This window comes from Methanosarcina sp. DH2 (assembly GCF_020804225.1).
Taxonomy (GTDB): domain Archaea; phylum Halobacteriota; class Methanosarcinia; order Methanosarcinales; family Methanosarcinaceae; genus Methanosarcina.
The window spans coordinates 556,471-577,856 of the sequence record NZ_WJBI01000002.1 but is presented as its reverse complement, the minus strand read 5'-3'; the positions used below and the strand labels follow the sequence as shown (position 1 = coordinate 577,856).

The following is a 21,386-nucleotide window of genomic DNA, read 5'->3' as shown; positions in this document are numbered from 1 at the left end:
CTTACTCGCCCAATGTATAAAATAGAATACATTAGGCATCATTTTAAAAAATTGCATTTTAGGTATTTAACTATTTAAGGTTACCATTTTTTCAGTTCAAATGCGTAAGTCCGGACCCAATTGTAGAATCAAACTTAATTTTAAGACACGCTCTAAGAGTCCTTAATAGAGGTGACTGTAAAGTTACATCCTCCGGGGCATTTCTCTCTTGTAGCTATTTTCCCTTGAATAGTTAAAAAATTAAGGGGGAAATAACGGAACTAAAATAGAGATAAAAACAATAAAGAACAACTGAATAATTGTACTACAGAAGAATAGCAGAATAAAATAACATCGAAGAATACCACCGAGGAATAGTATCAGAGGAATAGTATCAGAGAGAAAGCAACCGAAAAACAATAGAGAAAAGACGTTAAAGAAACTTATTGATTCTTATGAATATTTGGAAGGAAAGTACCTGGCGGACGAGGAAGTATAAAGAGCCCGCCAGGTACGATGAATCCACTCCCAACTCGCTTTCAATGGGGAACAAATATACCTGTAGATATCAGATTAAGGATGTGTAAAGGCCTGACTGAGTGTTTATACAGGACCCCCACCTGTCAGGAGTTATACAAATCCATTTCCAGACTCACCATTTGTCAGAGATTTAACCCGTGTCTTCCGAAACTAGAGAGGACAACAAAGACATACAAACTGTGAGTATACAGGAAATCAGTAACCTGATTCTCAAGGCTATTCAAGCCCCATTCACATTCTAATTTATTTGATTTACATCTCGTACACTGTCTTACATATATATATAAAGAATTGTGAACCGATATTACCTGTTTTGGACACGTTGTCACTTCCCCACTTCAGTACATCGCAGGAAAGTTCTACCTGAGACAGGCAGTAGAATATGAAGAGAAAACCGTGGATTAGAGGAAGTTGTCAGAAATAAAAAACAGGAGATATTTATGAAACTGCAAATTAATTGATCTCGCAGAAGAATAATATAAATTGACAAAAATTCTCAAAAAATGGCACTAAACAGAAAGATTTAATATTCGGTAGCACTTACCAACATATAAACTACTGATAAAGTTTTTTGGATGCCAGAATAATATTACATTTGATAAAACAAATTTTTTAAGTTTTTAGTATGAAGAGATAAAAACCATTGGTATCAGGGGTACAGATTATGGATCGAAGCATAAGAAACCAGAAAACCAGATCACCTTGGGTGAAAATATGCTGATCAGAAAAAATATATCCCTTGATGATAAGTACCTTAAAAAATTGCAGCCTCTTCTGGATGCCAATGATGGGAATCTTAGCGCTGCAGTCAGGGACACAATTGAAGTTGCAGATACAGCACTTACATATCATAAAAGTATTGATGAAGCAATCAAATTTTTAAAAGAAACCCCCGCAAAAGAAGAGTTGAGCGATACAATCAAAAACGGGGAAAATATCATTATAAATAAAACGATGCTCGAATGGCTTTTCAGGTATACCAAGGGAAGACTCACTGACGAAGAGCTGGTTAATGAACTCATCAATCCTTTTGAGATCAGTGATATGAAAGGACTGGAGGACTACCTGAACCGGGTCTCCAGAAACTATCAGTGGACGATCAGAACTTCAATCAAGTGTGAGGACATACACAACCCTGAGTCTGCCCTTATACTCCTTTCCAATGCCACCATAAATAGTAGAGAATTCTTTGCCCAGCTTATTGCTCATTTTCTGGCAAGATGGAAACAGCTGGATGTCGAACATATTTTCAGGCGGGCAAATTCGACCCAGATATCATTCAAAAAGAACCTGTCAGTCTCTCTTAATGAGACCATGCCAGGGATCAGGAAACATTTTGGCTATCTTGACATCGTATGCAGAGAACTCGACGACAACACGGAGTTCTGGACCCAGTTAATGTATACATACAATGTTGAAAGGTACAATCTTGTAACTCTGCATAGAAGTCAGTTCGAAACTTTTGCAGCCGGAGATATCCCGAACCCGACAAAGATACTGGAACGCCTGTGCAAACAATCGGTAAGCGAAATGACTCTTCCTGATTTACTTGTGTATTTCAGGAAGATGTACATGGCAACCCAGCTCGTAAAGAATATAGATATATGTCTTGAACCGGGAAAAGAATCCGTAACCATCTTTCATGATTTCAAAAATGAGGAAGTTATCCATACCCTTGTCGAATACTTTTCGAATATATTCAGAGAAAATGGCACGCCTTTTGTAACTTCTTCGTATTCGAGTATGATTGTATTCAGGTTCTATAAGGAACATGAACCTGCAGATAGCTTAGATTCATACAGGGCTGAAGAATTCACTGAATCAGATTTCTATTCTAAAGAATAAAATTCCTCAGAAAGACTGGTTGCTCAAGAGGATTAAGAAATAAAGAAAAAGAAGGTTAAATTTCTATCTGTTTAACCTTTTGTAACCCCAAGAGGGATAACTCTTGCAACCTTGCGGGCAATACCAAGCTCGTGCACAACATTTACTACCTCGCTGCTGGACTTATACACACCAGGAGCTTCTTCAGCAATTACGGAAGGGTGAGTTGCCCTTACAGTAATTCCGTGGGCTTCGAGGTTCTCTTTTACGCTCTGCCCATGAAACTCTCTCTTTGCATGCGCCCTGCTCATAATCCTCCCGGCTCCATGACAGGCGCTGCCGAAAGAAACATCCATGGCCCCTTCTGCGCCACAGAGTATGAAAGAAGGAGTTCCCATACTTCCAGGAATTAGAACGGGCTGTCCTACATCTCTATATGCGGAAGGAACTTCCGGATGTCCGGGAGGAAATGCCCTTGTTGCCCCTTTTCTGTGTACGTAAACCTCTTTTTTCCTGCCGTCGATATTATGTTCTTCAAGCTTTGCTACATTGTGGGCAACATCATACAGGAGGCTCATTCCCATGTCATCCGCATCCCTGCCAAATACCTTTTCGAAAGACTCACGTGTCCAGTGAGTAATCATCTGCCTGTTTGCCCAGGCATAGTTTGCAGCACAGAGCATCGCCTTGAAATAATTCTGAGCTTCCCTTGACTGAGCCGGGGCACAGGCAAGCTGCTTGTCCGGAATCTCAATTCCGTACTTCTTTACAGCCTGAGAGAGTTCTTTTAGATGGTCCGTGCAGATCTGATGTCCTGCACCCCTTGACCCGCAGTGGACCATTACCGTAACCTGACCTTTTTCAAGCCCGAATGTTGAAGCCGCTTCCTGATCATAAATCTCGTCCACATACTGGATTTCAAGGAAGTGGTTGCCGCTCCCGAGAGTTCCTAACTGAGGTTTTCCGCGGTTCCTTGCTTTTGTGCTCACATGAGAAGTGTCTGCTCCTTCCAGGTAACCACTCCCCTCACAGTGTACCACATCGGCTTCCACACCGTATCCGGCGTCTACTGCCCATTTCGCGCCCTCAAGGAATGCACTGTCCAGTTCTTTATCAGAGGCTTTGAACCGGCTTTTTGAGCCGACACCTGCAGGCACATTATTAAACAGTTCGTCAGTAAGCCTCTTTATGTGGGGAACAACATCTTCTTTTTGAAGGTTTGTGCGGATGAGTCTTACACCGCAGTTAATATCAAAGCCCACTCCTCCGGGGCTGATAATTCCCTCCTCTGCATCAAAAGCTGCAACGCCCCCTATAGCAAAACCATAGCCAAGGTGGGCATCAGGCATTGCCATGGAATATTTCTGAATGCCAGGAAGAGTTGCCACGTTTGCAATCTGGTCAATAGTCCCAGGCTCAATGCCTCCAAGCAAATTTTCAGATACAAACAGGCGCCCTGGAACTCTCATGTTGGGGATATGCCCCTGCGGGATATCCCATTCGTTATCGGAAAGCTTCCGGACCATGCTTTTTATATCTCTCTGTACATCTTCCGTACCCAATTCCTCAATAGCGGTATCTTCACTCTCTACCATAACTGATCCTCCCTGCTCCTTATATAGTGCAAATGTGATTTCAAATATTATTCCCTATATCAATATAATTCTGAAATTATTCATGTACCTTATGTTTCCTAGATGATCGTAAATTACTCTGAAATATAGTAAAACACTGTTTGAGACTGTATAAAAGGCCAGACACTACAATCATACATAACAGCATACATAAAAGGTCAGACACTACAGTCATACATAACAGCATACATAAAAGCCATACATAAAAGCGATGTATAGAATTCCCAAAAACCCCAAAAGCTTATGATCCTTAAATATCGACAACAACCTGAGCTTTCCAGCCGCTGGCAGTTTTTTCGAGTTCCAGCTGATTATATGTGACAGCCTTAATCTCAGTTTCAAAAGGATGGCTTTCAGGATAGTACTTTTCACCTGATGCCAGGGCTTTTATTGAGTACTCCCCTGCTTCTTCGCTTACTTCCTCTACCTGGAACTTCCAGAAAATGATCTCATCGACCTCAAAAAGATATAAAAGTTCAGAAAGCCAGTCTACAAGCAGGGACTCCGGATCAGGAGATGTGAGGAAAACTTCTCTTGTCGTCTCTCCTGAAACTTTCCCGGTATCAATAATAACATTAAACATGGCGAGAGCTGCATTTTCAAATACCTCTTCCAGGGTATTACCATAAGCCAGGAACTTTATATCTGCAGTATGTTCCAGATACTCATACTTTTTTCCTTGAGACGGCATAGCGCAGTATTGGATTTTGTCTTACATTAACCTATTCGCGTCAGAAGCCTGTTTCCAGGCATCAAAAAGACTTAAAAGAGGCTTAGCCGGCTAAACTCGGAAAACAGCTGGAATCAAAAAAGTACTGAAAAATATCAGTCCAGCCTTTTCCAGATATAAACAATCCGCTGGATTGCAGTAATATGGCTGGTCACAGCGATCAGGATGACAGCCCAGCCCAGGATGGTAAAACCTACAATCGAAGCCGGATAAACTGAATTGGCAAAAGCGGCAAGGATTATGACCACAAGACGGTCAGCCCTGCCCATGATCCCTCCGTAATACCTCCCGAGATTGAGGGCCTGAGCCTGGGTCCCGAGATAACTTGTAAGAAGCACACCCACGATTGCCGCAACCCCTATCTGCCAGGACACATAACCTGCAAAAAAGATGCTGCAGATAATGAACACATCAGAATAGCGGTCGATCACGTGGTCGAGGAAATCGCCCCTCGGGGTTGCCCTATTGGACTTGCGTGCAATTACCCCGTCCAGGGCATCAAAAAGAGAGTTAAACACTACCAGGATGCCTGCGAGAAGGATGAGTTCCTTATATTCGGGAGAATAATAAAAACTGAGCCCCGCAAAGAAAGCACAGATCAAGGAAACTATGGAAACCGTATCAGGCGAGACCTCACATTTAATGAAAAAATCTGCCAGCGGGTCAATAACTCTCGAGGCAACGGGTCTCAGGGCATTAAATGTCATGGTACTTGGGATCTTCCTTTTAATTGTATATCCGTTATAGAAGACAGGCCTGAAAGAGTGGCAGGTTATCCTGCTTCTTATGCCGATTTGAATCTACTTATTTATATTATTTCTTTGTTTACCTGTCTTTTGATATTTATACTTAAGGCTGTATGTTGAATTATCAGCGCACTCCATAGATAATACTTACTTATTTCCCTTTTTACTTCTTGTTTTCACTTTTTTACGGCTGCAAGATCGTACAGGTACTTTACTCTACAGGAATGTTCAAGCTGTGTGGTCGCGATGTACGCCTCTGCAAGGGTTCTTCCGATAGCAAAAGTCCCATGGCTGAAAACCACAGCACCCCTGTGTCCCGAAAGCGCCTCTGCAAGGTTTCCGGCAAGTTCCCGGCTCCCGATCCCGCCGCCTACTACCGGGATATTCCCGAGAAAATACTGACCTTCACTATCCACAGGAACAATCACCCTCCCCGGGCCGGCAAGCAGAGACTCTACCACTGCATAGGGACAGTGAGCGTGAATTATTGCAAGGGCGGAAGTCTTTCTGTAAATCTCCCTGTGCACTACAGTCTCGGAAGATGCAATTATATCCAGAGACGAGGTATCCTGAATGTCAACTTCAACAACATTATCGCCTGTAATCTCGTCAAGGGCAGTTCCGCTCCGCGTAATAAGCATCCTGTCCCCGGCCCTGACGCTGATATTCCCGAAATTTGATTCCACAAGCCCATGTTCCACCAGCTTGCGCCCATATTTTGTCATTTCCTGCCACATCTTATCCGAGATATAGAGAAAGAATGCCATAAGGCTTATGCACCGCCCCAAATGAAGAATACTGCAAAAGCGGATTGGAAGACCACAGTTAAAATAATTTGCAAAATGTAAGAGAGTGAGAATTCTGCCATAAAGTTTATCTGTGAGTATTGTAATTAGATAAGTCTGCAATCAGCTTCATTGCGCCTCGTTGGCTCAGCCCGGTAGAGCGAGTGACTTGTAATCACTAGGTCGCGTGTTCGAATCACGCACGAGGCTTCTAAATTTATTGAAATTGTTTGTTTTTTGAATTGTTTGATCTGAATTTAGAATCTTTTTTGAGTTGTAGAGGATGAGGATTTTTGCTCCGGAATCACTCATGGACCTGAAGGCAAGGCAAAAGTTAATTGTGGAAAAAATTCCGCTCTTCAAAAAGGGACCGCCTACTTGTTATGAAAACTCTCCCTACCGATTATTCCTGTAAAGAACCTCTCATTATGAGCCCGATGTCCCAATTTCAGACTTACTGCTACTGACCGGAGCAATTGATTGACAAAGGTGACAGCTCAATCTCTGAGACTTCAACAGACATGTTTTTGAATACATCATATACGCAAATGGATATTGACGAAGCTGTTATTTACCGGTGGGAATTTGGTAATTAACAATGATTAAGATAAATTAAGAAATATATAAATAGCTCATGAGATTTTAAGCAATAAGTAAGTCTTTTACCTTTTAGAAAGCAGCTAGAATCTGCTTTCACTAAAAAATGAATATGCTGGAAAAAGGATTAAGAATTTGGGGAACATGAAGTTGACACTTCCCAGCTAATCTTCTGGATACAAAGAAAAGTTGGCATGTAAAATCAGCTTTTCTTTATCAAAAGTATTCCCAGTACAGTGCCAGACACTGTTTATAGACTGGTGAATGAACCTGAGAAATGGATTATTTGCTTCTCAAAGCCGGAGAAAAAAAGAGATGGAAGAAAATGTTAGGAATTCCGGGATTGATGTTATTGGAGATGTGCCCTGGGGAACGCACTTCTGCCAGTTTTATCAGACAAAAAAAGATTTGATGGAAATACTCGTCCCTTACTTCAAAACAGGGCTGGAAAATAACGAGCTTTGTGTGTGGATCACGTCACAACCCTCAGAAGTGGGAGAAGCAAAAGAAACCCTGAAAATAGCTGTTCCTGATATTGATGTTTATCTGGAGAAAGGGCAAATGGAAATTATCCCTCATACTCATGGGTATCTAAAGGAGGGTGTTTTCAATCCGGAGAGAGTCGTAAATAATTGGATTGAAAAAATTAATCAGGCTCTGACAAGGGGCTATGATGGACTGAGGGCTACAGGGGACAACCGCTGGCTGGAAAAAGAAGGCTGGGATGGTTTTGTTAATTATGAAAAAAAAGTGGATGCTATTATCGACAAGCACCATGTAATAGCTCTGTGCCCGTATTATCTCGATATATGCAACACAGCCGAGATTATTGATGTAATTTCCAACCATCAATTTGCTTTGATCAAAAGGGAAGGAAAATGGGAACGGATAGAAAATTCTGGAAGGAAGAGAGCAGAAGAAGCAGCTGTTCAGGCTGCAAAAGACTGGGAGCAAACCTTTGATGCCGTTCCCGACTTGATATCCGTAATTGATGATGAATACAGGATTGTCCGTGCAAACAGAGCAATGGCAGCAAAAATGGGAACGACACCAGAAGAGTGTATGGGGTTGACCTGCTATCCCGCTATGCACGGAACTACAGAACCCCCTTCTTTTTGCCCGCAGAGACGGTTGCTTGAGGACGGGCTCGAACATACAATAGAGGTTCACGAAAATCTCCTGGGTGATAGTTTCTTAATAAGTGTCTCGCCGTTATACGACAACGAAGGGAAAGTCATCAGGAGTGTTCATGTCGCCCGCGACATCACAGAAAGCAAAAAGGCAGAAGAAGCTCTCAAAAAAGCACACGACAATTTAGAAGAAAGAGTTAAAGAACGTACAGCTGAACTTGAAGAAGCTTACAAGGCATTAATGGAAAATGAAAGAAGACTCTCTGAAGCCCAAAAAATGGCTCATATCGGGAACTGGGAATGGAATATTGTAACCAATAAACCATACTGGTCTGATGAAATGTATCGCATTTTCGGGCTTGACCTTCAAGAATTCGGTTTACCTTATGATGAAGTTTTAAGCTATATACATCCTGATGACAGGGACTATGCAGATAATGCCGTTAGAAGAGCTTTAAACGGAGAGCCCTATGACATTGATTATAGAATAATCCGGGCTGATGGAGAAGAGCGCGTAGTTCATTTGCAAGGCGAAGTTATTTTTGAGGAGAAAAATACGCCTATCAGTATTAGAGGGACACTTCAGGACATTACGGAACGCAAAAAGGCTGAAAAAGCACTTGAATTAAGCAGAGAAAGGTACCGCTCTTTCATACAGAATTTTAAAGGGATTGCTTTTCAGGCAGACAGGGATTTTAACCTGGAATATATGAAAGGAAACGTAGAAGAGATTACCGGGTACAGCGAAGAGGAGTTTATATCTGAAAAGCTGTGGAGAAAACTTATTGAGCCGGAAGACCTGCCTTTGTTCCTTAAAAAAGAAAGAGAAACAAAAAGCTCTCCTTCTGCATGTGACGGGCAACTTGACTATAGAATAAAGTGCAGAGACGGGGAAATAAAATGGGTGCACGAAATTTATCAGAAGATTCCGGGTAAGAATGGAAAGCCCATGATTTATCAGGGCGCAATATATGATATTACCGAGAGAAAAGAGACTGAAGAAGCCCTGGCAAAAGCTGAAGATGCCAGAAAAAAAGAAATTCATCACAGGATTAAGAATAATTTGCAGGTAATCTCTTCTCTGCTGGATCTGCAGGTTGAAAAGTTCAGTGAAAAGGAAGCAATCCAGGCTAAGGAGATTCTCGAGGCTTTCAGGGAAAGCCAGAACCGGGTAATCTCAATGTCCCTTATTCATGAAGAACTTTATAAAGGTAAAGAAACTGACACACTGGACTTTTCAGCATACCTTCAAAAACTGGTGAAAAACCTCTTCCAGACTTATAGTCTCGGGAGCGATAATATTTGCCTGTGCATGGACCTGGAAGAAAACGCATTTTTTAATATGGATACTGCTGTCCCATTAGGAATAATTGTTAATGAACTCGTTTCGAATTCCCTAAAACATGCATTTACTGAAAACGATGAGGGGGAAATCCGAATTCAGCTTTGCAGGGAACACAAGGACAATGAGATCGATAGGTCCTGTTTCACTATGACGGTTTCGGATAATGGAAAAGGGATTTCTGAAAACATAGAGATGGAAAGTCTTGAAACCCTCGGTCTGCAATTAGTAAGCATTCTTGTTGAACAGCTGGATGGAAATATTGAACTTAAACGGGAGCAGGGAACGGAATTCAAAATAAGTTTCGATATCGTTTAAGACAGCCTCTCAGGATAAAGAGACGCCATCATAATCAGAATACTTATTTTCACTTACCATAGAAATATATAACGCAGTTCCTTGAGAGGGCACAAATAATATAAGATCGCTTTTTATAAGTTATATAAAACAATAAAGATAGGTTACAAAGCCAGATAATAACTAATTGATTCTTGAAAATCGGTATATAAAAACTTCAGAACCTGCGTTTAAAGAATAAATGCAGACTGAGAAAAAAGATTTGGGGGCTGAAACGCTGGCTGATGATGAAGTTAAAAAACCGGATATTACAGATCAAAACTTTTGCTTCCAGATTCCGGGATCTGAAAACGGGGGACAGGCAGAAACACATACAATTGGAGCCGCGTTTTCCATTATAAAAAGCATGCTAAATAGTATTCTAAATCCGGTTCTCTATACCAACAGAAACGGAGTAATTCTTGGTGCTAATAAATCTTTTTCCAGGCAAATTGCAGGCCTCCCGGAAGAAAAGATTATCGGGCATACCCTGAATGAAGTTGCATGCAGCAACTCAGAAAAGTTACCAGGAAAACTTTTCGAAAACAAGCAACAGAGTATTCTCAGATGTTTTGAAGAATGGGATAAAACAGACAGGCAGCTTCTAAAATCCGGAGAAAGCTTTACCCTCGAATGTCAGGGAATCTGTGCCGATGGGATAAAAAGGTCTTTCCTGGTAAACAAATCAGCCTTCAGTGACGAAAAGGGAGAAATTTTCGGACTTGTTACAGTTATGCAGGATATTACTGAAATCAGGCAGACTGAGAAAGATCTGAGAGAGAATCTGGAATTTAAGAAAAGAATGCTCGATGGAATTCCGGTTCCTGTTTTTTATAAAAACACTGAGGGCAGGTACACAGGGTGCAATAAGCTTTTTACAAAGGAAATTATAGGCCTTCCTGAAGAAGAGATAACGGGGAGAGTCTATGGTGAACTTACATATCAGGCACCTGAAGACTTGATTAAAAAATATGATGAAACGGATGTCCAGGTATACCGGGACGGAATAGAGCACTGCTGTGAATTAAAAAGCCGATACCTTCCAAACTGCCTTGGAAAGGAATTTATCGTTATCAAAGCTCCATGCTTTAATGAAGACGGTAAAATAAGCGGACTTGTAGGTGCCGTTCTCGATGTTACTGAACGCAATAAGGCTCAGAGAGAACTTCAGGAAAGTGAGGAGAAATACCGTTCATTCATAAAAAACTTTAAAGGAATTGCTTTTCAGGCAGATGAGAACTTCGTTCCTGTGTTCCTGCATGGGACTGTCGAAGAGATTACGGGATACAGTGAAGAAGAACTCATGTCCGAACAGCCCTGGAAAAACATAATTCATCCTGAAGACTTGCCCCGTATGTATGAGGAAGAGAAAAGGATTCAAAGTTCGCCAGGTGCAGGCTATGGAGAAATTGACTTCAGGATAATACACAGAAAAGGGACAATAAAATGGGTCCATGAAATTTATCAGAAGATTCCGGGCAATAGCGGGAAGCCTGATATGTACCAGGGTACAATGTATGACATAACCGAAAGGAAAGAGGCAGAAGAGTCGCTGGCAACGCTTGAGCTTGCCCGCAAAAAAGAAATTCACCACAGGATCAAAAACAACCTGCAGGTAATTTCCTCTCTGCTCGACCTTCAGGCTGAAAGGTTCAGGAACAGAAGGGCTGTTAAAACCTCGGAAGTCCTTGAAGCATTTCTGGAAAGCCAGAATCGGGTTATATCCATGGCTCTTATCCATGAGGAACTGCACAAGGGCGGGCAGGTAGATACATTAAATTTTTCGAAGTACCTGCAAAAGCTCACTGAAAATCTTTTCGAGACAAACAGGATTGGAAATTCAGATATCAGCCTGAACATGGATGTGGAAGAAAATATTTTCTTTGATATGGATACCGCTGTTCCTTTAGGAATAATTGTTAACGAACTTGTTTCAAATTCCTTTAAACATGCATTTCCAGGAAGAGTGAAAGGAGAAATTAAGATCAAACTCTATAGAGAAAAAACCTGGGAACGTAAAAACTGCAGGGAAGAGAACCGAAAAGAAAATTATAAAAACACAAAATTTATGCTGTCAGTTACGGATAACGGAACAGGCATTCCTCAGAGCTTTAACATCGCAAACCCTGAAACCCTGGGTCTGCAACTTGTAACCACACTTGTAGACCAGTTAAATGGTAAACTCGAACTGAGAAAAGAGCGCGGAACTGAGTTTCGCATAACATTTGCGGTTACAGAAAAGCAATGAAGCTTTTTCTGCAACAACTTATCCTGTAGCATTTCTGCCATATTTTCATTGTAAATATTCGTTTTTAGATAATCCCTCAGTCCAATTATTCCGGTTCAATAAAGATCGAATTTGGTAGATTTCGGGTTTAGCATAGCAAATTCAACTAACCCAGATTCAACTAAACCCAGACGCAACTAAACCCAGACGCAACTAAACCCAGACGCAACTAAACCCAGACGCAACTAAACCCAGATTCAACTAATCAAGATTCAACTGAATCCTGGTTCGGTCACTATAGTTTTATTCTCTCATTAATCGAAGAATGAAACCCTTGATTTCAGATTTTTTCTCGTAACAGGGCATCAATCCCATCATATAATGCTCTCAATGCTATGCTCAGTCTGCGGACTTCAACCTGCCATACCCTTTTACTGATCTGCCCGTTCCCCCCGGCTTTAACCGCTGCTACCCAGGCATATTTCCGGGCTAATTTTGAGTTGCGTAAAGGAGAGTGGAAGACCTGTCCTGTTTTCTGGTTGCTGTACTTTTCATTAATAAGAAATTCATAGATTTCCTGAACCCTTTCGAGCAATTTTTGCTCACTTTCAGAACCCGATGCCCCGAAAACAACCAGGTTCCAGAGACGGAACTGAACTTCATGCATTTCGGTAACAAGCTTCCTGGAGTTTGCAATATCCAGCATTTCCTTGAATTCAAGGAAAATATCCGTACTACCGGAAGGTGAAGGCAGTGTCTTTCCAAGTGAAATCATAACATGGATGCACTCATGAAAAAGGATTCTGGCTATAAGGAACTCGACTCTCTCCTGAATATTCCAGAACCTATTTACAAGGGACGCATCCCAGAGTTGATACGGATTAACCAGAATCAAAGACCTGTAAACGATCCTCTTCTCTTTTTCTGAAACCGAACGCTTCGGGTACAGAGCCACCCCCTGCATTTTTCCAAAAAACTGAACCCTGACTGCCAGATCCCAACAGCACTCCCACTCTCTGTTTCGTACGCACTTTACCCTGCAATAGTTACCGTCAAAATGAACATTTTCAAGCAGGTGGTACATATCCTTGCTGTGTGCTTTGATAATTGACTTCACCCTTGATTCCCGATAAATGCTAAGATCAAGATAAGGAATACACGGGACAGAAGTGAAAGAGAAACAGGGTGCAGACGGGTCCAGGTCATAAAAGCCCTGAAACCAGGAACCTGAGTAATCCTGTGAGATGTTTTCCTTTTGTTCAACTGGTCGGGTTTTTTTTTTCATGCCATCTTCCCTCCAACATACCCTATAGGATATTATCACTGAGGATATATAAAAATTGATCAACAGGAAATATAATTAAAAACATGCAGTGAAGCTGAAATAAGGCATATCCTGCTGAAAGGAGGGAAGAAACTTAGTTAAATTTTTTTGTTGACACTTCCGCAAATAGGGCAGTTGTTCAGCTTTGCGAGTGAAATTTCACTGAAGCTCCCTGAAAGCCCGTTCCAGAATAAAAGTCGGCCCTCCAGAAGTTTTCCTTTTCCAGTCAGAAACTTAATTGCCTCACTTACCTGAATGGAGCCGATAACTCCCGGAGTTGCTCCAAGAACCGGAAAGACCTCTTTTCTCGAAATTCGTGGGAAAATACAGTAAAAGCAGGGAGTTTTTCCGGGAATTATTGTTGTGACCTGCCCATCATAACCCGTAACTGCTCCATGAATTAAAGGAATGCCTCTCTTGATTGAAAGCCTGTTAAGAATATGCCTGGTTTCCAGGTTATCCAGGGCATCAATTATAATATCGCACTGGGGGACCAATGAATCAATATTTGATTCGGTAAGCATTTCTTCAATTGTTTCAACTTCAATTAAAGGGTTCATTGAAAGAAGTTTTTCCTTTGCGGACTCAATCTTTAACCTCCCAATGTCTTTTTCGTGGTGAAGGAACTGCCTGTTCAGATTGGTAGGATCCACAAAGTCAAAATCTGCAAGGATTATTTTTCCTATCCCAGCAATTGCAAGATATGTGGATACCGGGGACCCGAGCCCTCCGGCACCGGCAACAAATACTTTTGCAGCCTTTAGTTTTTCCTGCCCTTCTTCTCCAAAGAGAAGAATCTGCCGACTATACTTTTCTCGTTCCAGATTATCCATATAGGTCCCTTCCAGAATGTTAATTTAAGTAAATTTGATTTAAAGGATACTGAGTTCAAGAACACCGATTTTTAAGAGTTGATTCTTAAGGAACTCATTTATAAATTAAGTAACTCATTTCTAAATTGAGTGATTTATTTTTAAGTTAAGTAAGTTATACATAAATAAAGCAAGAAATTGTTAAATTAAGTAACTCATTTTTAAATTGAGTGATTTATTTCTAAATTAAGTAAGTTATTTATAAATAAAGTAAGAAATTTTTAAATTAAGTAAGTTATTTTCTAAACTGATTTTTAATATTCTGATCCCTGTTAACTGTTCAGGATACTGGTTTCCAGGAATGATAACTCGTTCAGGAGTGCTAAATTATGATTTACCAGTATCTGTAGAGCCCCATAGTGCTCTATTTCATAGAAGTCCGTGCCCTTTTCTCAGTAGATTGACTTCTTTATGCATAACATCTTCGGAGAGCTGAAATAGAACGGAAACCTTCGGAGAAGTCAAATATCAAACAATAGGGGGCAAGAACTTACCTGAAGACACGAAAAAGGTGTAAAACGGGGATAAAAAAGATAATGAAAAGATATAAAAAAAGAGGCAAGAGAAGATATATCTATGAGAAAGTGCATTTTCGGGGCAAGAAGCGGTTAAAAGCTTGAAAGGCAGAAAATTTTTTTTTGGAAAAATTAATTAAGGCAAGACCCATAAAAATAGTTACATAATTTTTAACATTACTGGAATCGGGTACTACTGCTCATTATTATAAAGACCTTTTTAAGGGATACAGATGAGTGACTGGAAAATATAAATATATAAAGGTTTGGAATTTATGAAAGTTCTGGATTTAAAAAATACTATCCTCAATATTAAACAGGAATTCTCTGGCTACTTTAAAGAGCGAGATTCTGAGATCAACGGTTCTCTTCTGGCTCTCCTTTCAGGAGAACACGTACTTTTACTGGGTCCTCCGGGAACTGCAAAAACCCTGCTTGCAAACAAAATTTGCGAAACCATCGAGGGAGGAAACTTTTTTCATTATCTCCTTACTCGTTTTTCCACTCCGGAAGAAGTGTTCGGGCCCCTTTCTTTAAAGGCACTCGAAAGGGATGAATTCAGCCGGAGAGTGGAGGGCTACCTGCCAACTGCACACATCGCCCTTCTTGACGAGATTTTCAAGGCGAACAGTTCTATATTGAACAGTCTTCTGACAGTCCTGAACGAGAGAAAGTATCATAACGGCAAGGAAGTTATGGATGTTCCTCTCTTTTCCGTTTTCGGAGCTTCCAATGAACTACCTGAAGAAGATGAAAGCCTTGAAGCCCTTTATGACAGGTTCCTCTTCAGGTACAGTGTGGACTATATCCAGCACGAAGAAAATCTAGAAGCTCTCATTTTCGAAAATACGGAAGATTTCCTGCCTTCAACAAAGCTCTCGATTGAAAATATAAGAGAAATTCAAAAGAAAGCAAGGGAAATGCCTGTAGATCCCGAAGTCAGGACAATTATTCGAGGGCTGAGAAGAGAGCTTAAGAACTCTAACATTTTCGTTTCAGACAGGCGCTGGAAGAAGATCATAAACGTCCTCAGAGTAGCTTCAGCCGTAAACGGACACACAAGCGTAAACAGGATGACCATTGTTCTGCTGCAGCATATGCTCTGGGATCTACCGGAACAGAAAGAAACTATCAGGAAACTTATCCTTGACAGGGTTGTCTCAGGAGGCACTGATACCGGAAAGCTAAAGCAGAATGTGCTTGACCTTAGAAACTCTGTCTATATTTGCCTGCAGCAGGAGCTTCCGGACACTGTATCCTGCAATAAGTGCTTTGAGGAGGAGAAAAAGGCAACTGGGAGCATAAAAAGCTCCAGGTTTACGGGAGTGAAAGCTCCGAAGAGTCTCACTTTCAGTAATGCCCTTGATTTGTTAAAACACCATACGGAATTTCCTGTTCATACCTATAGTCTCGGGCTTGACTATGGAAATATCAATGGTTCACTGAGTTTTGAAGCCGTGGCAGAACAGTTCCGTCGCAGGTACGGGTTTGAGTTCAAGCTGAGCCTTGACTACGGAGACAAAAAACTCTACGAAAAAGAGTACGAAAACCTTGAGGAAAAATTGAACTACTTCAGAAAGCAGGTGCAAGAAGAAGAAAAAGCTCTCGAAGAAACCCTCAGGGAAAATATCTGGATTTCCGGACAGGACAGCAGAGAAATTCTGATGAAATATCACTCCAAAAATACGGATATTTACGAGATAGCAAGTCATCTGAATGAAATCCGGGCCCTTCTAGAAAAACCGAAAATATTCGATGTCGAAATCGAAGAAGCAGAAGTTGCTTGAGCCGAAAAATTTCTGAAAGCTCAAAAAGGAAACAAAGAGTATGCAGAATCTGAAAAGCTCAAAAAAAGGTTTTGAAAATCTATTCGAATTAGATAGGACATCTTTTGATCGGGACTTTAATCCTTCTACTATATTGAATATAGAACTGCGGGAATTTCTGGCAACTCCCCGAAAAGTACCTCACAGGCTCAGAGAAGAGATTGCAGAGGTTCTCATTTATGAGCTTCTTTCAGGAAAAAGCTACGAAATAAAGGATGAAAAGCGTTTTATAGGAAAATTTGGAGTTTTTTATCCTGTATTTCTTAGCATGAGAAATCAGCAGGTCTGGGAAGAAATAAAAATCCTCGCCGGAGCAAACCGTATGGCAGGGATTTTTATCCTGAGAACTCTGCTCGAAGAACTTTTTACGCTCCTTGAAGATTATGAAAAAGTGGAGAAAGAGCTCTTCAGGAAATCACAGAAGGGACTGGAAAAAGCTCTGAAAGCCCTGAAAGAGCTGATCAATGAAACTCAGGCTTTGTGGGAAAAAAATAGACTGGAAAGGAATGAGAGCCTGAGAAACTACGAGTGGCAGAGAAACTCGAACGAATTCCAGGAAAGAAAAGGAGCGGAAGAGAGCAACCAGAGTAGCCAGGGAAGTTTCCTTAAAAGGCTGGAAGACAGGGCAGAGGATTATCAGGACCAGGAGTCTGAAGACCTGGAAGCATCGGAAAGACTTGCCTCAATGACCAGGGAATTTATGTTCAGCGAAAAGGCTGGCGAGGCTGTTGACCTGGTCACAGGGGAGAAGATAGCTACAAAACTTGAGGAGCTTATTTCTCTACTTGAAGATCACCTTGAGATGCTTGAGATACTGTCCATGCTTTTTCCAGGAAGAGCATGGGACCATTCCTTACAGGCCCTACACAGAGAATATTTCGAAAATCTTGACAGGTATGCATCCCTTTTCAGGAAAAGTTCTGACCTGCATGAAATTCTTGATCAGGTAGGCAGAATTGAACTTGAGTACGGCTCAAAAAGGCTGCGATTATCGCCCCACAGCAAAAGCGAAGTGCACACAATCACCTTTTCAGGCGATATCCAGACCCTGCTTCCGATAGAAACCGTAAAACTTAAAAATCCCGTGCTGAAGCGCAAGTTCTATGCTGACATGATTGAAGAAAAACTCCTCACATACCAGTTAAGAGGAGAAAACTGGAACTCGGACCTTGCAGGAAAAAAGAGAAAGGGACCTGTTGTTGCCCTTGTCGACACCTCTGCTTCCATGCGGGGAACCCCTGAGCTTCTTGCAAAAGCCGTGGTTCTGGCAATTGCAAGGAGGATGTTAAGAGAAAGCAGAGATGTCAAAGTAATTCTTTTTTCATCAAAATGGCAGACCGTTGAGATTGAACTTACGGACAAAAAGCGTATGGGAAAGGAGTTTCTTGAATTTCTCAAGTATACATTTGGCGGGGGTACAGATTTCAATACGGCACTCCGGGCAGGGCTAAAAGCAGTAAAAGAGGAAAAAGTCTTCCAGGGAGCAGATCTTCTTTTCCTTACTGACGGGAGTTCAGAACTGTCAGAGAGACCTCTTATCCGTGAATGGAATGAAATAAAAGTAGAAAGAAAAGCCCGCATCTTTTCCCTGATAATAGGAAATTATGATGCTGGAGGTCTGGACAAGGTCTCAGACCATACTTATATTATCCATGATGCCGGAGACTGGCAGGTTGAGGAAAGTCCTGCAAGGTTTATAAAATCAGTTAGTAAGCCTGCGCGGATGTTCTAATCAGGAGATACGGGAATATTAACTGGCTGGGTAAATTGAGAGAACAATTTCCAAACAGAGAGGGATTTTTCAAAATCTCATGGTTTATTATAAAAACAAGACAAATAAAAAAGAGCAGGATACAAACAATTAACGCCTGCGCTTAAGGCGCCTGCTCACCTCTTCTATGAACTCTTCCATATCTCTTCTACCTGGCGTTTGATGTTTGTAAATACTTGACAGAACAATAAATGCCGCCTTTTTACCTCTGGTAGAATTCTTGAGCAAACCAAGCTCTATTACAGTAATTATGGTTTCAGAAATCAGCTTGCGGTCCCTGGGGCTTAAATTACTCCACCTGTCATTGAGTATTTTGGAAGAGGCTTTTACTGACTCTCTGCCTTCGGAAGCTATTGCAGAGGCTTTCGAAGAGACGGTCTTTGAGATTTTAAGAATCTGGTCCTTTCCGCAGCAGGCGGTTTTGGAAAATGTCCTGAAAGCTTTTCCCGAAATATCTTTCATGCGCATCTTTTCGTAAGCAGAGGCATCTTCCCAGCGATTTCCCGAAAATCCGCTTTTGGAGGTTCTATCTTCAAGGGTTTTACGAATTTCGTCAAAAATTTCAGTGATTTCCTCATTGGACCTCGTTCTAAGGTATTCTCTGAGATTTTTCAGCAGTTCGGAGTCCAGTTCCGCAGAATAAGCTTCTTCAGAAGCAGGGTCTTCGCTAACCTCGACAAATTCGGCATCAATTACGGGGCAGGACCCTATGAGAGAGTCACGTAATGAATCCTTCCCAAGTCCCGGGCTCCTCCCAAACCTGCAGCCGGAGTTTGAGAATCTCCTGAAAATGTCCTGTTTGTTTTTGAGCAAGAAAATCACATCCATGACTGTTTAGAAACGAGAACTATTCGATTTTTACTGAAAATATTCATAGCCTGAGATAGTTTCAGTCACTTTTTTCACATTACATCTTCGTTACATATATGGTTCGTAATAACATAAACAGATTTCATCCTGGGATTTAATATCTTTTTCTGTTTAAGTTCCGCTAACCTGAAGTTATCTTTCCGGAACACAGGGAATCCAGTTATGAGATTGAGACCCTGTAGTATCGAAAAACAATACTAAGAGAGAAATTAATAAGAGAGAAATTAATAAGTGAGAAATTAATCCTAAAAGTATAGAAACCTGCATTTCCCTCGAATAAGGATATAAAAAGCCTACTGATACGAAAAAACGCTTAGAACTTCTATTTTTTAAGAATAACTGCAGATTGATTCGTAGTTTAAGTAATTCTTTTATAAGTCTCATGCCTTAGTGAGTATTAGGCGAGGTGAAAAGTATGAGTATGCTTGATATTAAAAAATTGAAATTAATCATATGCGGGCTTCTTATCTTATCTGTTCTTTCGATTGCCTGTGCAGAGGCAGGAGCGGGTAGTAAGGCTGTGCCTGCAGGAGTTGGAGCGATAGAAGAGAAAATATTAGGAAATCCCGTTGTTGTCAGTTCTATCGCTTCATCTGGAATGGATGCTGGATATTATTACCCCGAGTTTGAAAAAATCAGTGTAGATCCGGCTTATCAGTACCTTGAACTGAAGCCCGGAGATAGTAAAAACTTTACTGTTACTGTTGGAAACAAAGACAATAAAACTATTGTATTGAACCCCAGGCTTTTAATTATCCCTTATACTGAAAACTTCATAAATGAAAGCTGGATCAGCATAAGCCCTTCTGCAAAGGACCTGAAGCCAGGAGAAAAAGAGGAGTTTGAAGTAGAGGTAAATATCCCTGAAAATGCTGATCTCGGGAACTACGCCGTACTCATAGCCTTTGCAGAAAACGTACCTGAAGGAGATGTAGCAGGCTATTATCCGAATTTCCCGGGCACAATGCAGTTAAACCTGCAGGTATGGGTCCCACCTACAGTCCAGATCCTTACACCTTATGTCAACGACCTTGTAGAAGCCGGAGAAACCTATACTTATGAGGTAAAACTGAGGAACACGGGCAGTAAGGATATTGCAATCTCCCCTGAACTTACAGAAGGAGGCAACGTCATATATTACGATAGCATCTCCCCTTACGGAGGGGTAACATATGCCTTCGGAAATGACGCAATAAGTGTCGAAGCTCCGGAAAAAGTAAAAGCAGGACAGACAGCTATCGTAAAGCTGACACTGAAAGTTCCGGCTGACTCAAAAGGCAGCTACACCGGAAGCCTTGACCTCAACATCGATGACCCTGGAATCAGAGAATACGAAGGTAAAGTCTCCCTGAATTTCCGCATCCTTCCGGTTCCCGAAGAACCTTATGAAACCACCTTCAAAGCCGGGACTAACGGTACTATCAGCATAGAGGTTAGCGCCTATCAGTATGGATACGGACTGTACACCGCAGGAGAGAATCGGGACCTCACTCCTTCTTTTGAGATGAACCTGAAAGATCCCTCGGGAAAAGAGGTAATACCTGCTCTCATGAGTACAAAGCAAAGCGGCTCGATAAATATAATAAATAATGCATATCCGCAGCCTTATCTTCCATACGTATCCGCAAGAATTGCAGGCGGGATGGAAACCTATAACCAGGGAAGCTACCAGGGTGGAATTACAACCTTTGTAGAGACCTATACAGTCCCGGGAGCTGCAGGAGATTGGACACTTTCAATCCTTCCCAAGAATACAGAAAACTTTGAGTATTCCATCACAGTCGGAGCTGCCGAAGAATAAACAACTGCCTTAGGTTTGACAGCAGTTCAGCTTTAACAACCCTTTTTCTTTTTTTCCTTTTATTCGTGAGACTCCGGGCATGATGGAGGCCCGGAATCTGTTATTATTTTTCTTAAAAATCAAGCTTCTGAGAAACCAGTATCTTTCGGGCATCTGAGTAATATTTTAATAAACCCACCTTGAGAAGAGTTTGATAAAACTGCCGTTTATTCTTCCTTTTCCAGGAAAAAGAGTCACCACTACTAAAAGGTGGATATTCTGGAAGCATAGCTCCCGATGTGGCTATATCTCGGTTTTATCTATTGCGCAGGAGTCTTAAATGGCGCGCAGTGCTGCAACTAATAAAGATCGGAACATCCAAGATAGACATAGATAAAAAGAAAACCTGACTTATAACAGGACAGGCCTTATCTGAAGAAGTATGTGAGTATATGAAGATACAGCCTGTAACTGTAATCTTAAGTAATTGAAGGTCTGGTAAGGTTCAGATATTTAGAGGTCTATTGCCTGGGCAAATTACTTTAAGCATCCTCATGA

At 41.3% G+C, this 21,386-nt stretch carries 13 protein-coding genes and 1 tRNA gene; 7 read left to right on the top strand and 7 right to left on the bottom strand.

Annotation, left to right across the window (positions count from 1 at the left end; genetic code table 11):
• Positions 1 to 1,233: 1,233 nt before the first annotated feature.
• Positions 1,234 to 2,364 carry a hypothetical protein gene (locus FXV91_RS06425; RefSeq protein ID WP_229389576.1) on the top strand — a complete coding sequence of 377 codons (1,131 nt, stop codon included), beginning with the start codon at positions 1,234 to 1,236 and terminating at the stop codon, positions 2,362 to 2,364.
• A gap of 71 nt (positions 2,365 to 2,435) precedes the next feature.
• Here the strand turns inward: FXV91_RS06425 and FXV91_RS06420 are convergent, their stop codons facing one another.
• The 4 genes from FXV91_RS06420 to FXV91_RS06405 all read right to left on the bottom strand — a co-directional run bounded on the left by FXV91_RS06420 (position 2,436) and on the right by FXV91_RS06405 (position 6,220).
• The gene (locus FXV91_RS06420) at positions 2,436 to 3,938 is read right to left on the bottom strand and encodes an RtcB family protein (RefSeq protein WP_255679945.1); all 1,503 of its coding nucleotides are present in this window, start codon (positions 3,936 to 3,938) and stop codon (positions 2,436 to 2,438) included.
• Positions 3,939 to 4,227: 289 nt separating this feature from the next.
• Positions 4,228 to 4,668: an archease gene (locus tag FXV91_RS06415; protein ID WP_229389574.1), complete on the bottom strand. Its 441-nt coding sequence runs from the start codon at positions 4,666 to 4,668 to the stop codon at positions 4,228 to 4,230.
• A gap of 134 nt (positions 4,669 to 4,802) precedes the next feature.
• Positions 4,803 to 5,414, bottom strand: a complete 612-nt coding sequence (gene pgsA / locus FXV91_RS06410) for an archaetidylinositol phosphate synthase (RefSeq protein WP_229389572.1) — start codon at positions 5,412 to 5,414, stop codon at positions 4,803 to 4,805.
• Between the two features lie 215 nt (positions 5,415 to 5,629).
• Complete coding sequence (locus FXV91_RS06405) at positions 5,630 to 6,220, bottom strand: aldolase (RefSeq protein ID WP_229389570.1); 591 nt, start codon at positions 6,218 to 6,220, stop codon at positions 5,630 to 5,632.
• A gap of 154 nt (positions 6,221 to 6,374) precedes the next feature.
• On the opposite strand from FXV91_RS06405, the gene FXV91_RS06400 reads away from it, so the two are divergent.
• From FXV91_RS06400 to FXV91_RS06390, 3 genes are all read left to right on the top strand, one after another.
• Positions 6,375 to 6,448 (top strand) — tRNA-Thr (locus FXV91_RS06400).
• A 702-nt stretch (positions 6,449 to 7,150) separates the two neighbouring features.
• Entirely contained in the window at positions 7,151 to 9,625 is a 2,475-nt protein-coding gene (locus FXV91_RS06395) for an MEDS domain-containing protein (protein WP_229389568.1), read from the top strand.
• Between the two features lie 241 nt (positions 9,626 to 9,866).
• A complete protein-coding gene (locus FXV91_RS06390; RefSeq protein ID WP_229389566.1) occupies positions 9,867 to 11,891 on the top strand; it encodes a PAS domain S-box protein in 2,025 nt (674 codons plus the stop codon).
• A gap of 319 nt (positions 11,892 to 12,210) precedes the next feature.
• Here FXV91_RS06390 and FXV91_RS06385 read toward each other — a convergent pair whose 3' ends face one another.
• On the bottom strand, positions 12,211 to 13,155 hold the full coding sequence (locus tag FXV91_RS06385; RefSeq protein ID WP_229389564.1) for a hypothetical protein: 945 nt from the start codon (positions 13,153 to 13,155) through the stop codon (positions 12,211 to 12,213).
• A gap of 137 nt (positions 13,156 to 13,292) precedes the next feature.
• Positions 13,293 to 14,027, bottom strand: a complete 735-nt coding sequence (locus FXV91_RS06380; RefSeq protein WP_229389562.1) for a HesA/MoeB/ThiF family protein — start codon at positions 14,025 to 14,027, stop codon at positions 13,293 to 13,295.
• An 829-nt stretch (positions 14,028 to 14,856) separates the two neighbouring features.
• On the opposite strand from FXV91_RS06380, the gene FXV91_RS06375 reads away from it, so the two are divergent.
• Together FXV91_RS06375 and FXV91_RS06370 are read left to right on the top strand one after the other, a co-directional pair.
• Complete coding sequence (locus tag FXV91_RS06375; RefSeq protein ID WP_229389560.1) at positions 14,857 to 16,368, top strand: AAA family ATPase; 1,512 nt, start codon at positions 14,857 to 14,859, stop codon at positions 16,366 to 16,368.
• Positions 16,369 to 16,408: 40 nt separating this feature from the next.
• On the top strand, positions 16,409 to 18,139 hold the full coding sequence (locus tag FXV91_RS06370) for a VWA domain-containing protein (RefSeq protein WP_229389558.1): 1,731 nt from the start codon (positions 16,409 to 16,411) through the stop codon (positions 18,137 to 18,139).
• Positions 18,140 to 18,268: 129 nt separating this feature from the next.
• Here the strand turns inward: FXV91_RS06370 and FXV91_RS06365 are convergent, their stop codons facing one another.
• Positions 18,269 to 19,000: a hypothetical protein gene (locus tag FXV91_RS06365; RefSeq protein ID WP_229389775.1), complete on the bottom strand. Its 732-nt coding sequence runs from the start codon at positions 18,998 to 19,000 to the stop codon at positions 18,269 to 18,271.
• A 463-nt stretch (positions 19,001 to 19,463) separates the two neighbouring features.
• Between FXV91_RS06365 and FXV91_RS06360 the strand changes: the two genes are divergently transcribed.
• Entirely contained in the window at positions 19,464 to 20,849 is a 1,386-nt protein-coding gene (locus FXV91_RS06360; RefSeq protein WP_229389556.1) for a hypothetical protein, read from the top strand.
• Positions 20,850 to 21,386 lie beyond the last annotated feature (537 nt).

Excerpts from the sequence above, each read along its gene's own strand:
- FXV91_RS06425 (WP_229389576.1), top strand. The coding sequence starts at position 1,234 with ATGCTGATCAGAAAAAATATATCCCTTGATGATAAGTACCTTAAAAAA.
- FXV91_RS06420 (WP_255679945.1), bottom strand. The coding sequence starts at position 3,938 with ATGGTAGAGAGTGAAGATACCGCTATTGAGGAATTGGGTACGGAAGAT.
- FXV91_RS06415 (WP_229389574.1), bottom strand. The coding sequence starts at position 4,668 with ATGCCGTCTCAAGGAAAAAAGTATGAGTATCTGGAACATACTGCAGAT.
- pgsA (WP_229389572.1), bottom strand. The coding sequence starts at position 5,414 with ATGACATTTAATGCCCTGAGACCCGTTGCCTCGAGAGTTATTGACCCG.
- FXV91_RS06405 (WP_229389570.1), bottom strand. The coding sequence starts at position 6,220 with ATGGCATTCTTTCTCTATATCTCGGATAAGATGTGGCAGGAAATGACA.
- FXV91_RS06395 (WP_229389568.1), top strand. The coding sequence starts at position 7,151 with ATGGAAGAAAATGTTAGGAATTCCGGGATTGATGTTATTGGAGATGTG.
- FXV91_RS06385 (WP_229389564.1), bottom strand. The coding sequence starts at position 13,155 with ATGAAAAAAAAAACCCGACCAGTTGAACAAAAGGAAAACATCTCACAG.
- FXV91_RS06380 (WP_229389562.1), bottom strand. The coding sequence starts at position 14,027 with ATGGATAATCTGGAACGAGAAAAGTATAGTCGGCAGATTCTTCTCTTT.
- FXV91_RS06375 (WP_229389560.1), top strand. The coding sequence starts at position 14,857 with ATGAAAGTTCTGGATTTAAAAAATACTATCCTCAATATTAAACAGGAA.
- FXV91_RS06370 (WP_229389558.1), top strand. The coding sequence starts at position 16,409 with ATGCAGAATCTGAAAAGCTCAAAAAAAGGTTTTGAAAATCTATTCGAA.
- FXV91_RS06360 (WP_229389556.1), top strand. The coding sequence starts at position 19,464 with ATGAGTATGCTTGATATTAAAAAATTGAAATTAATCATATGCGGGCTT.